This window comes from Aquabacterium sp., from assembly GCF_021768455.1.
In the GTDB taxonomy this organism is placed as follows: domain Bacteria; phylum Pseudomonadota; class Gammaproteobacteria; order Burkholderiales; family Burkholderiaceae_C; genus Aquabacterium.
The window spans coordinates 1-12313 of sequence record NZ_JAIZVX010000130.1 but is presented as its reverse complement, the minus strand read 5'-3'; the positions used below and the strand labels follow the sequence as shown (position 1 = coordinate 12313).

13 protein-coding genes are annotated in these 12313 nt (G+C 60.0%); 6 read left to right on the top strand and 7 right to left on the bottom strand.

The window, feature by feature from the left end; all coding sequences use genetic code 11:
* A partial coding sequence (locus tag QZ994_RS15350) for an LTA synthase family protein (RefSeq protein ID WP_290873513.1) occupies positions 1–1716 on the top strand: 1716 nt, incomplete at its 5' end.
* 74 nt (positions 1717–1790) lie between these two features.
* Here QZ994_RS15350 and QZ994_RS15345 read toward each other — a convergent pair.
* Complete coding sequence (locus QZ994_RS15345; RefSeq protein WP_367116210.1) at positions 1791–2264, bottom strand: hypothetical protein; 474 nt, start codon at positions 2262–2264, stop codon at positions 1791–1793.
* A 35-nt stretch (positions 2265–2299) separates the two neighbouring features.
* Between QZ994_RS15345 and QZ994_RS15340 the strand changes: the two genes are divergently transcribed.
* Together QZ994_RS15340 and QZ994_RS15335 are read left to right on the top strand one after the other, a co-directional pair.
* Entirely contained in the window at positions 2300–2986 is a 687-nt protein-coding gene (locus tag QZ994_RS15340) for a heavy metal response regulator transcription factor (RefSeq protein ID WP_137839864.1), read from the top strand.
* The gene (locus QZ994_RS15335; RefSeq protein WP_279536262.1) at positions 2983–4338 is read left to right on the top strand and encodes a heavy metal sensor histidine kinase; all 1356 of its coding nucleotides are present in this window, start codon (positions 2983–2985) and stop codon (positions 4336–4338) included. Before QZ994_RS15340 ends, QZ994_RS15335 begins: the two co-directional genes overlap by 4 nt.
* A 20-nt stretch (positions 4339–4358) precedes the next feature.
* Here QZ994_RS15335 and QZ994_RS15330 read toward each other — a convergent pair whose 3' ends face one another.
* On the bottom strand, positions 4359–4703 hold the full coding sequence (locus tag QZ994_RS15330) for a CzcE family metal-binding protein (protein WP_159098910.1): 345 nt from the start codon (positions 4701–4703) through the stop codon (positions 4359–4361).
* A gap of 720 nt (positions 4704–5423) precedes the next feature.
* Here QZ994_RS15330 and QZ994_RS15325 point away from each other — a divergent pair.
* Entirely contained in the window at positions 5424–5699 is a 276-nt protein-coding gene (locus QZ994_RS15325; protein ID WP_133611150.1) for a hypothetical protein, read from the top strand.
* 49 nt (positions 5700–5748) lie between these two features.
* Here QZ994_RS15325 and QZ994_RS15320 read toward each other — a convergent pair whose 3' ends face one another.
* Positions 5749–6081: a YnfA family protein gene (locus tag QZ994_RS15320; protein ID WP_109036417.1), complete on the bottom strand. Its 333-nt coding sequence runs from the start codon at positions 6079–6081 to the stop codon at positions 5749–5751.
* 538 nt (positions 6082–6619) lie between these two features.
* Between QZ994_RS15320 and QZ994_RS20050 the strand changes: the two genes are divergently transcribed.
* Positions 6620–7078, top strand: coding sequence for a helix-turn-helix domain-containing protein (locus tag QZ994_RS20050; protein ID WP_109036419.1), 459 nt, complete (start codon positions 6620–6622; stop codon positions 7076–7078).
* A gap of 25 nt (positions 7079–7103) precedes the next feature.
* Here QZ994_RS20050 and QZ994_RS15315 read toward each other — a convergent pair whose 3' ends face one another.
* Genes QZ994_RS15315 through mobH form a run of 3 tightly spaced genes read right to left on the bottom strand, consistent with a single transcriptional unit; the run spans position 7104 to position 11378 of the window.
* Positions 7104–7727 (bottom strand): DUF4400 domain-containing protein, encoded by a 624-nt coding sequence (locus tag QZ994_RS15315; protein ID WP_058087365.1) that lies wholly within the window; start codon positions 7725–7727, stop codon positions 7104–7106.
* Positions 7724–9631, bottom strand: a complete 1908-nt coding sequence (gene traD / locus QZ994_RS15310; protein ID WP_058087364.1) for a conjugative transfer system coupling protein TraD — start codon at positions 9629–9631, stop codon at positions 7724–7726. The genes QZ994_RS15315 and traD overlap by 4 nt, the downstream gene beginning before the upstream one ends.
* Before the next feature lies 1 nt (position 9632).
* The gene (gene mobH, locus QZ994_RS15305) at positions 9633–11378 is read right to left on the bottom strand and encodes a MobH family relaxase (protein ID WP_109036421.1); all 1746 of its coding nucleotides are present in this window, start codon (positions 11376–11378) and stop codon (positions 9633–9635) included.
* Positions 11379–11607: 229 nt separating this feature from the next.
* On the opposite strand from mobH, the gene QZ994_RS15300 reads away from it, so the two are divergent.
* The gene (locus QZ994_RS15300) at positions 11608–11943 is read left to right on the top strand and encodes an H-NS histone family protein (RefSeq protein ID WP_109036423.1); all 336 of its coding nucleotides are present in this window, start codon (positions 11608–11610) and stop codon (positions 11941–11943) included.
* 16 nt (positions 11944–11959) lie between these two features.
* Here the strand turns inward: QZ994_RS15300 and QZ994_RS15295 are convergent, their stop codons facing one another.
* Positions 11960–12244: a FlhC family transcriptional regulator gene (locus QZ994_RS15295; protein WP_290873502.1), complete on the bottom strand. Its 285-nt coding sequence runs from the start codon at positions 12242–12244 to the stop codon at positions 11960–11962.
* Positions 12245–12313 lie beyond the last annotated feature (69 nt).

Here is a 12313-nt window from a genome sequence, read left to right as displayed (position 1 = left end):
GCTCTACACTTATCCACAGCTGACCACCCTTTGGTCGGCTACCAGCCCTGGCTCAATATTGGATCGGCACGGTGGCTCAGATTTGGATCGGCGCGGACAGTCACCTTCTGGCTGGAGTTTTCAACACGGTTCAACTTCATCGCGGTCGACTACCTGCTCTACACGCAGGAGGTGATCGGCAACATCCGGCAGTCCTATCCTGTTCCAACCGTCTTGGCGGCCATCGCAGTGGTGGCTGGTCTCATTGTCTGGTTCTTGCGGGGCGCCGTTCGAAACATGGACAACGTCAAGATCACGCGCATCCAGCGCGCCAAGCTGGTGGCAGCGGGCGTGGTTCTGCCCGTGATCGCGGGGTTCACGGTCAGCGTGGACCAGATGGAAGGGGCAGGCAACGCCTATGCGGACGAGATCTCCGGGAACGGTCTGTTCACGCTGGCGGCGGCCATGCGGCGGAACGAACTAGATTTCGATCGCTTTTATCGAACGATGCCGCAAAGCGAGGCAGACCGAATTCTTCGAACCATGGGGATGCAACGCAGACCGTTGTCCGATCTTTCTGCTCAGGCATTGAAGGGCGCCGCGAACCACGCATGGCCCTTCATCCGGCGTCCACGGAACGTGGTGCTGATCTCGGCGGAAAGCCTCTCGGCTTCATTTCTTGGCGCATACGGCGACTCGCGAGGGTTGACGCCCCGGCTCGATGCACTCGCCAAGCAAGGACTGCTGTTCTCGCACGCCTATGCCACGGGAACACGCACGGTCAGGGGGTTGGAGGCGCTGTCGCTGGGAACGCCCCCAGTTCCCGGGCAAGCCATTGTCCGCCGACCTCAGAACGAACACCTCGCCACGCTGGGAGAAGTGCTTGGCGCTCAAGGCTTCAAGCCCTACTTTTTCTACGGCGGGTACGGCTACTTCGACAACATGAATGCCTATTTTGGGGGCAACGGCTACAAGGTGATCGACAGGACGGACATGGAAAAGCGCACCATCGTCTTCGAAAACGTCTGGGGTGTGGCGGACGAGGTGCTGTTCAGCCAGGCCTTGAGCACGCTTGATGAGGAAAGGGCGCAAAGCAGTCCATTCTTTGCGCACATCATGACGACGTCCAACCACCGCCCTTACACCTATCCCGCTGGCCGCATCGACATCCCTTCGCCCGGTGGGCGACTCGGCGCCGTCAAGTACACCGATTTCGCGATCGGCGACTTCATCGACAGGGCTCGTGCACAACCCTGGTTCAAGGACACCCTGTTCATCATCGTCGCCGACCATGGCGCGTCGGTGGCGGGAAAGACCAAGTTGCCACTGGATGGCTACAGAATCCCTTTGATCTTCTTCGCGCCTGATCTGCTGAAGCCAAGTGTATACGAACCGCTGGTCAGCCAGTTGGACCTGGCACCCACGATCGTCGAGCTATTGGGGAAAAAGGGGGCCGACTACTTTTTTGGACGCTGTCTCTTCGAAGAAGAGGAGCCGTTGAGAAGGGTCTTCGTCAGCAACTATCAGTCGCTTGGCTACCTGCGAAGCAACACGCTCACGGTGTTGCTGCCTCGGCAACGGGTGGAGAGCTACAGGGTCGATCCTCGGACGCTGGAGACGACGCCCAAAGCAGTGGATCCGGTCTTGTTGAATGAGGCGATCGCCTACTACCAGACGGCATCGAGGTCCTTCAAACTGGGGGCATTGAAGCTGCCCAATTGCCCCCATCAGCAATGATCTGGCAGCGGATGCATCAGGACCTGCGCTGGCCCCGAAGCAGCCGAGTCATCGGCCAGCCTCGGGGGCTTGCATCACTTCAGCGCAAAGCGAACAGAGACTGGCTTCTTGCCAGGCAGCGTCACGACAGCCACCGCCTTGGCGCCCGCGATCACATCGAAGGTGCCTTTGGCTTCCAGCTTCTCACCCGCTGGCGCGAGTTGCACTTCGTTTTTGTCGGCGCCCTTGATGAGGGTCAGTTTGCCGCTGGCACCTTGCATCTTGACAGCCTTGCCGTGATCGCGCACATACAGGCTGATCAGGTCGGCCTTGGCCACCAGTTCGAAGTCCATTTCGCTGGCTTCCACCACCACGCCGCCGTGCAGCGGTTCATGTTCGTGCCCGTGTTCGTGTCCATCCGCCGCAAAGGCGCTGGCACTGATGGCCAGGATCGAGCAGGCAATCAGGCTGTTCACTTTTCTCATCTTCAGTCCTTGAAGGTTATGGAGGTGAAAGCCTATGCAGATGCAGGCGACAGAAGGCCAACTCAAAGATGACAAATTCGTCATCTTCCTTGTGTAACAGCCATTTAACAATCAAACGCATGAAAATTCTGGTGATCGAAGACAGCGTCAAGATGGCCGAGTACCTTCGCAAGGGTCTCTGCGAGGAAGGCTATGTGGTCGACGTGGCCAACAGCGGCATTGACGGCTTGCACATGGCGATCGAGATCGACTATGACCTTCTCGTCCTGGATGGCATGCTCCCCGGCATCGACGGCCTGGCAGTGCTCGCTGCTCTGCGGCAAAGCAAACAGACGCCGGTGCTCATGTTGACGGCCCGCGGACAGGTCGAAGACCGTGTCAAAGGCCTTCAAGGCGGAGCGGACGATTACCTCGTCAAACCGTTCGCGTTTTCGGAATTGGTTGCGCGCATCCAGGTTCTGCTCAGACGGTCGGGCGGGCAGCGAAATGCTGGCGAGCCGACGGTTTTGAAGGTGGCCGATCTGGATGCGGATCTGCTTCGTCGAAAAGCCACGCGATCTGGGCAGCGGCTCGACCTCACGGCTAAGGAGTTCAACCTGCTGAGCCTGCTGCTGCGACGCCAGGGCGAAGTGCTGTCGCGTACCGAATTGGCCGAGCAGGTCTGGGACATGCACTTCGACAGCGAGACCAATGTCGTGGAGGTGGCCATTCGTCGCCTGCGCTCCAAGCTGGATCAGCCTTTTGAGAGACCGTTGTTGCACACGGTGCGCGGGATGGGCTACGTGCTGGAGGTTCGCGAGCCGTGAGCGACATTGTCACGACGGCCAGCCTTCGGGGGCGGCTGTCACGCTGGTTGGCGCTCCAGACCATGCTGGGCCTTGGCCTGGTTTGCGTGGTGGTGTACGTGCTGTTCGCGCTGACGGTGTCCGAGCGGCAGGATGAAGCGCTGTCACAGAAGCAGAACACCGTCGAACACCTGCTTGCAGGCAGCGACGGTGAGCGGGACCTGGCTGATGTGCGTCAAGTGCTTGGCAGCTTTCTGGCAGGGCATGACGAACTTTCTTTGCGCTTGATGGGGCGTGATGGCCAAGTGCTTTTTGAGACATCTTCATGGCGGGCCGGTCCAAATGAGATCAAGAGCAGGGCGTTCGACATCAAAGTGCGGTCTGAAGATGGCGGAATGGCTCGGGCCATCTTGGTACTGGACAAACGCATGGATGACGCCTTGCTCGCCCGCCTGGCGTGGACGCTGGCGGTCGCGGCGCTGGTGGGTGCCCTGGCGGTTTCCGTCGGAGGGTTCATGCTGGTTCGCCTGGGTCTGGCGCCACTGCACAAGCTTGTCGAGCAGACCGGACTCGTCACGGCCACGGACCTGGAACGACGCCTGGACGGCGCGGGTCAGGCCTACGAACTGCAACCCTTGATTCAGCAGTTCAATGCCTTGCTGGACCGCCTTGGCGTTGCCTACAAGCAGATGGAGGCCTTCAATGCCGATGTGGCACACGAACTGAACACGCCGCTGGCGACGTTGATCAGCAGCTGTGAGTTGGCGTTGCGCAAACCTCGAAGTGCCGATGATCTCAGAGAGGCATTGGCATCCAATCTAGAAGAGCTACGCAGTCTTGCCAGTATCGTCGGCGACATGCTGTTTCTGTCCAATGCCGAACGTGGTGGGCCTGCGCGGCGCGAATGGACGCCTTGCCTTAGTGTCTTGGCGGAAGAGGTGATCGAGTTTCATGAGGCGGCGCTCCTTGACGCGGGGCTGACTGCCAAGATCTCGGGCGATGCTTTCGCCACGGTGGATGGCCCGTTGTTGCGGCGGGCGCTGTCGAATCTCTTGGGCAATGCCACGCGCTACGCTTCACCGGAGTCATCGGTGTTGATCCAGATCGATCGCGAGAAAATCGGCTGGGTGAGGATTGCCGTCTACAACAAGGGGGCGACCATCGGTGTGGAGCATCTGCCCAGGTTGTTCGACCGCTTCTACCGAGCCGATCCCGCGCGCAGCCCTGCGGATCGCAACCATGGGCTTGGCTTGTCCATCGTGGCGGCCATCGCGCGAATGCATGGCGGCCATGCATTCGCGGAGTCAGCCGCAGGCGTGACCCGCATCGGGATGATGTTGCCCGACGCCGCTGGACCTGGCCCAACCTTGTGATGGGCCGCTGCCCCGTTCCGTCAATTGCTTTCGTGCAGGTTGGGGGTGATGTAGACCTTCAGCGATTTGTTAGTGAAGCCCTTCGGTGCCACGGCCATCAGGTCCACGGCCTGATGGTTGAGCACCTCGAACTTCCAGCTGAAGCTCTTGTCGCCGCTGCGGAAAGTGACGGTTTCGCCGCAGACCACGTTGACGAACTTGGCGGATTCGACATCGACGACCTTGACTGCTTGGGATGGGCTGGACATGGCGCCATACATGGACTTGCCGTCGCGGGTAGTCGATCGATCCGTCGTGGCGCTCGCCAAGGCCGCAGACAATGCGAGGCTGAGAACGAAGGCGGTTTTGGTCAGGCAATGATTCATGATCAGCTCCAGTTGGTTCCGGGACAACCGGCACATCGATTGATGGGCTTGAGCGGCATGTCCTGGAGGTGACTCTAGAAGTTCGTGCCCGACACGCTCCGTACAGATTGGTTACAGTTTTGTCATCTCCTTTTGCCGCGCCGAGCAACTTGCTGGGCCTATGGCGAGAGTGCCGAAGGCGTCTTTGTTTGTCCAGAATCGGCGTACTTCGTCCAGCTGCGGCCCATGGCCGCAGAATCTGACTCCAGCGTTGGAAAGTGACCATACTTTGCCGAGAGCTCATCATTGGCCACCGCGATCGGCGCCCCTCGACTCAATTCCAGGCCTGTTCGATCGGAACCCGATGCACAGTGAACCAACAAGGGCGTGGGCGATGTCTTCATCAGGAGACTGCTCAAGTGTCAGTTCTCCCTGTAGGCGGACAGGGGCACATCCAGAAGCCTGACTCCGGTGGTTTCCGTGATGGCCACGTCGCTGTCGTACCAAGGTTGACCATGATTCGTGCCACGCAGGTTCAGAACAGTCTTGACGCCATGCTGGTCGATGGTCTGACATAGCGCAGGGCCAGCCTGGCCCACAGGAGAAGGTGGCCGAGGCAGCCAAGTATCTCGATGATCAGCGGGGCAGGGTGTTGCCCATGTACGAAAATCTCCGTTCGCTCTCCAAGGCGTTGCTTGATGTTGGCCAGTGCATGGCGCATTCTTCGCATCTGATGAGGGCTTGCGCCACTTCGAGTTGATCCTGTTGCAGCACAGCCGTCTGGATGCGGTCCTGAGCGATGTGGCTGCACAAAGACGGCGGGCCGAAGGATGGACCTATCTCGCGGATGCGGGGCGCATTGCATGGCTACAGGAGCCTGATGCGGTCACGCACATGAAGGACAGACATGGCCACGCCACGCTCAAGAAGCTGGCCATCGCTTCAAATCTGTTCGACGTTTTTGATGAACCGTTGCTCGACGTTGGATACCGCACTTTGTACAGAGCCAGGAGCTAACTGATGTCATCACTGCTATCGGATGTGGCTCTGCTTTCTCTGTGGACGATCAGTCTGTCCGCGGGCCGTACATGATGATGGCCATTCCACACAGGCTGACGGTTACCCCGATCCAGTCTGTCGCTGTTGGCTGGACTTTGTCGACCAGCATTAACCACACGATGGCCACAAGGATGTAGACCCCGCCATAGGCGGCGTAGACGCGGCCAGCCGCGCTGGGGTGCAGCGACAGTAGCCATGCAAAAAGGGCCAAACTTGCCGCCGCTGGCAACAAAAGCCACGCCGAGCGGCCCTGGTGAAGCCAAAGGTAAGGTAGGTAGCACCCAAGGATCTCGGCGATGGCCGTGACGACAAACAGCAGGAAGGTTTTGAGCAAATCCATGTCGGCATTTTCATACAAACCTCTTGCATCTCAAGTAGCTTGAGGTCGTACCGTTGTGATGTGGGCGACGTGCTCACTTACGGAAAGACTGAAATGAGACCTTGGAAAGCCGCTGTCGGTGTCGGAGCAGAATGTGCTGCCTGCTGTGCCGTCCCCCTGCTTGGTGGTACTGCTGCCCTGGCGGCAGGATCTACCGCCCTTGCTGCAATCGGAGCATCCATGGTTGCATGTGCTGATGAGCTTGTCCTGATTGGTGGGGTATTGCTGGTGTTGGCCTTAGGCAGTGTGCTGATGGCCTGGCGCCGTCGGCGCACATCGGTCAGTCCTAAGGTCTCCATGTGTTCGGGGGGCTGCAATCTCAGATGATCGGCATGGCCCGTTGACCTAAGCTCGGCAGTCTGGGCAACGGGCTTGGTGGTTGAACTAGAAGTGCACGGGTGATTCGAGCCGCTTGGGCTTGTGGCTCGCAGGTGCCGCCGCGTCCACTCAAACCCTGTGGGTGTGCAGCAGGAGTCTGCGCGTGATCTAAGATAGAAAGATGGCTGCACCAAATTTATCAATCTGCGTTGTTGCCAAACGGACGGGTTGCTCTGTCCCGACCATCCGCTACTACGAGGATATTGGCCTCTTGCCAAACGCAGATCGGACGGATGGATGTCGACGAAATTTCTCGGAGGCGACCATCGCACGTCTGACTTTCATCCGTCGATGTCGAGACTTCGGCTTCTCCATTGATCAGGTGCGAGAACTTGTCTGTCTTGTCGATGAGCCAACTCGACCTTGCGTTGAAGTCCGAGACCTCGCTGCCAAGCATTTGGCTGAGGTGCAGCGTAGGCTGTTGGAACTCCAGGCACTAGAGAGCAGCCTGGGAGCCTTTGTGCGCGCATGCGACAGGGATTGCGCGGGGGGCCCTACGCTCGATTGTTCCATTCTGGAGGATCTGTCTCGTCCGGCCGCGGCCGCGCCGAGCCGAAGCTCAGGCTGCTGTGGTACTTGAAGCAAGGTTCTTGCAGGCCTGATGTTCAGATTCTTGCGTGAAAGTCCCTGATCGCCGTCCCCATCAACGTGCCGATGACCACAGGCACGCATGGCACGGCCAGGGGATGCAAGGTGAAGGGCAGCACAAACGCCAGGACGGTTGCGCAACTGGTGAGGATGGCCAAGCAGGCATACAAGGCGAACATCTCCGGGCTGTGGTGCAGGAACTCTTTGGCTTTGACCACTCGTACAAGGCAGCCATCCACCAAGGCAGCAACCGGGAAGGCCAACAGCCAGGGGAGCCACTCCAGCAGCATGGCCAGGCGGAAGCTGGCGAGCAGCAGCAGTGCGTCAATCGAGCGGAAGTAGGGGTTGTTGAACAGCCGTTGGTTGACCGAAGCCATTTCTTGCCCGACAGCCGCGTTGACGCCACCCACGGGGGCCGCGTCTTTGGATGAGGGGACAGGTGATGCCTGACGTGCAGACTGCTGCATGCTCATCGCACGCGACAGCATGCGGGTGCCCGCGTCTTTGCCCCAGAACACCGCCGCATTGGTGTATTCCGTTCGCAGTTGCTCTATGAACCGTTCTGGCGGATGGGCGGACGGCACATAGAGCACCAGAACCAGCAACACCAGCAGTGACACCACGGCCATCGCCCTGATCATGCCGCCCTCCTGATGGGTTGATCGTCCCCATGCGCATCCGGATCCAGGATGGGGAAGCGACCTTTGATGATGCGCCCGCCAGACACCGAGGCAAAGTACTGAAGGTTGGGCAGTTTGCCCAGGACATCGGCGGGCACCATCTCCTCGAAGCTCTCGGAGAGTTGGCTTGAATAGCTGGTCGAGAAGTCACCCAGATGGGTGTCTGCACCATGCCCGAGCCCAACTCTCATCGAATGAATGGCGGTCTTGCCAAAGGTCTCCACGATGAAATCCTGCGTGGGGCGGTCTTTTGAGCGCAGCGCAATCAGGTTGTTCAGGTTGCCCAGTGCCATGCGCGCAGCCGCTTCGCTGCCCAGGCGTTTGGCCAGGTCCGCCAGTGTTTGCATCGCGCAGGTGGTGTAGATGCCGCCCTCGGCACCTTTGTTGAGGATCTCGATCAAGGGCTGGTTGATGACGTTGGCCACCTCATCTACAAACAGCGCAATGCGCCGATAGCCGCCGAGGTTGTAGCGCATGCCCGCCCGTGCGGCCAGGTCGGCCAATGCCAGCGCACCGATGGCCGAAGCCACCGAAGGGTCGGGCAGCGAATCCAGACACATGTACAGCACATGCCCGCCGCGCTCGATTTTCTCGAAGTTCATGATCGGGCGCGTGTCGTCGGCGTCGAACGGATCAGGCGACAGCGTACGACCCAGGTCACCCGAGGTCAGCATCGACAGCACGGGCAACAGGTTGGCGGTGATTTTTTGATAGTGCTCGCGGTTGTGCCTGAAGGTTCGCACCTGGGCATCGATCACCTTGCTGCGTTGTGACTGGGCAATGTGGTGTTCGTAGTACGCGACAAAGGCCATCAACTCGGCGCTGGCCGCTTCTGATGGGCGCTTCATGTGGCCTCGATGAGCCTCCTGCATCAGCTTCTTCATCTCGGGCAACTCGCGCCAGGCGGGCCCCAAAGTTTCTTCATAGAAGCGGCGCAGAGAGCCTTCTAGCACGGGTTCGATGCCACCTTCGATGTAGCGGGTCAGCTTGGCCAGGTTAGGTCGTTCTTCCAGTTCGACCAGGCCTTGCACGACCACGTTGACCGCATCCCAGCCGAAGGCGGAGAACGCGCCAGCCGTGTCCGGCGGCATGATCGATTGGATGCGGGATGCAATCTCGGTGGGCTTTTGCCAGTTGAAGGTGAAGTCCAGCCGCACACCGGCTTCCGGGAAGGCCGGATGGAACTCCATGAAGGTGTCGGGCTCACGCCAGTCCTGGCAGGCGCGTTCCACCACGCGCTTGAGGCGACGGCTGTTCTTGGGGTCGATGACGATCACCACGTCGCCGCGCCTGACGGCCTGGGTGATGAGGTTGGCCAGGGCCACCCCTTTGCCAGATTGCGTGGTGCCGACCAGCAGCGTGCCGCCTTCGAAGTTCTGCAAGGGGCGATGCAGTGGCACCTCATGAGGCTCGACGCCGTGTATGTAGGGCAAGCCGATCTCCGCATCAGGTTGGGGGGCGCTGTCATAGCCCAGCAGACTCAAGAGGCGCGGAGACACCGTGAAGTCGCGATAGTCGATCTTGGCCAGTTCATACAGGCGCTGGGAGTGCACGGGCCGCCACTCGAAGCCGAAGCCAAGGAAAACGGCCGTTGGATCCTGACACCACCGCGCCTGGGTTTGCGTGCTGATCACCTGGATGGCGTGACCAGCCAGCGACGCCCTCAGCACGAGAATGCGCAGCGCCTGCGAGAACCTGAGGGCACTCATGCCGAGGCAAGTGATGGACAGGGGGAAAGCGAGAATGCGGGGCAGTTGTCCGATGGCGCCGACCGCCGTGAAGAACATCAACGCGATGCCCCAGGCAAGGCCTGCATAGGCCTCGTAGGCGTGGCGCCATGGCATCTCGTAGCGGCGGATGGGCATGTCACCCTCCCTGAGCCTCGGGCGAGGCAAAGGCTTCCATGTCCACGCCGCTGATGAAGTGCGGGGCTATGGTTAAACCCACGGTCGATGTGCCGTTGAAATCCCTTGAGGTTGTTGGTGGACCTTTGCCCGCGGCGCGAACTAGCATGTGCACGTCAGACAGGGCGCGCAGAGCCATCGAGGGTTGAATGCCGCGCCGCTCGAATTCCTGCAGAGGCACAAACACCCCCGACGCGACAGTGCAACCCTGGGCGGGACCAGTACCTGTGTTCAAGGTGTTGATCACCTCGGTCAACGCGTCGCGCACCACGGGGTTGAGGCGCAGCGGCGCTTGAAGACCTATCGTCGCTTGCTGAGTTGGGTGGGCATCGCTTGTCGATACCAAGGCAGTCGGCGGGGCGGTCGACAAAAGTGCCGCTTCGGCTTGAGCCTCTCGGACATTCGAAGCTGCTTGTGGAGTTTGCTCGGCGTTACCAGGGATGAGCGAGAGTTGTGTGCCTGGCGGGCCATCAGGGCGAGATCTTGGTGCAACCGGTTCGCCCGCTTGGGCCGACGGACTGTTGTTGCTTGGCGCACTCGTGAGGTTTTCCGCCAGAGGCGGCGGCAACGGGTCATGTCCTGCAAACAGGATCGCCTGCGACGACAGCTTGACTGCGTCGATTTTGGCCTTGCCGCCTGGTGGTTGGATGAGCCAGATTGGGGCTCCTGTGGGCGTGGGTTCGAAGACGCCGGCTAGCAGGAGCACTTCCATGATGGTCTCCGGCGCTTTGGGAATGCCTGGCAACTGGGCGGCGTCCAGTTGCTTTTGGAGGTCTTCGGCAGCGCTAGGCCAGGCCAGGAACAGGCCATCGGGGCCGAGCCAGACGCGAGACTTCTCGCGATTGGCTTGCCACCCCGAGTTGGAGACCGCGAGATGCCTTAGCGCGTCAACCAGGTAGCGTTCCAGGTGCGAACCGTATTGAGGCGTACCGTAGCGGTCGGCATTGGCCAGCAGGTTGCGGTCAATCACCAGCGCCAAGGAGCGCCGGACCAACTCGTCCAGCAAGTTGTGATCGCGATGCTGCGAGATGCCGCTGACGCTGCCCATGAGGTGAGGCACGATGACTGTGTTGTCTTCAGCCAGGTAATGCATGACCGTTGGGGGTACGACATGGGCCAGCGTGAACACGCCCAGGCTGCGTGTCTCGATGGCGTGTGGGCGCCAGCGCAAGAAGTAGCGGTCCGCTTGTCGCTCCATCAGCCAATCACTCAGGGACAGAAGGTAGGCTGGCCACACATCGCCTGGGGCGTTGGTCACGATGATGTGACTGAGCACCCGGTGGGCCTCGCAGCAAAGCCCCGCGACGAAGGTTGCCAGGCGCCAGCGCGGCTCCAAGTGGCGGCGTGCCGATATGTTGGAGCGACCTGAGAATATGTGCGCGTCTGTGCCCTGCAGGCTGAAGAAGCTGACTTCCATGCCCAGGCGCAACAGGCCGCCAGGGGTGCAGAAGTAGTTGTCTGATGTGGCTGGCAGCAGGTGTACTAGGTTGGCGTATCGTCTGATAAGTGACAGGATGGTTTGTTCGAACTCGGTACGGTCAGACCCATGGCAGAGCTTGATGCGGGCGATCAGGTCATCGTTTTGCGACAGCAGAGCATCAATGGGCAGGGCCTCGAAGCCGGGATCTGACGATGCAAAAGTGCTGTGTGGCTGAGACGGGGCAAGCATGGTGGTCCATTTCAAATGACCCAACCATTTGGTCACCATGCATAGCCGTGTGCACCTCAAAATGCCGTCTGTTCATCTGGGCTTTCGCCATCGAGACTTGACGAATGAGGGGCAATTTCGGATCAGAGCGATGGGCGTCGATCCGTCTGATACCTTGGCCTTGACTCTGCATGCAACGACGAGGATGCAGGCCCGTTGGTCATGAAGCCACGGAACTTGCAATGTAGGATGTTGGAATCCAAACTCGGCGTAGCCAAACACTGCAATCATGACCACGTACCAAGAACTCCTGGCCCAGAAGGCTGCCCTGGACAAGCAGGCTTCGGAGCTGGACAGGCAATTGCAGGATGCCCGCAAGGCAGAGCGAGCTGGGGTGATTGACCACATCAAGCAACTGTTGGCTGCCAATGGTTTGACTGTGGCCGACTTGGGGTTGAAGGCCGGTGTGGCGACCCGCTCCAGTGCTGCAGCAGGCAGCAAGGTCGCCCCAAAATATCGCAACGTTGACACGGGCGAGACCTGGAGCGGACGGGGACTTCAGCCTAAGTGGATCAAGGCCGCGTTGGCCGCTGGCAAGACGCTGGATCAACTGAAAGTAGGTTGATTACAAGGCCATCGGTTCAGGGGGTAGTCGCAGGTGCGGTCGCCATCCCGTTCTTGGGAAACGAGGCCTGGAGCCGAGGGTCACAACTGTAGCGCTGTACCAGTTTGCAGAACGGACAGTTGTCGCCCAAGTGGACCACGGTGCCGATGGCCATCAGCACATCGCTGCCGCAGGTCGGGCAAGCGAGGACCTCGAACACCGGGGTGCTGGTCAACCAGATGCCATCGGTGTGCGATGTCAGATCAAACGCTCGGTCAAAGCTGATGCGGTGCGTGTCCGCGCCGATCCAAATCTGAGCCACCGTGCCGATCCAATATTGAGCCAGGGCTGGTAGCCGACCAAAGGGTGGTCAGCTGTGGATAAGTGTAGA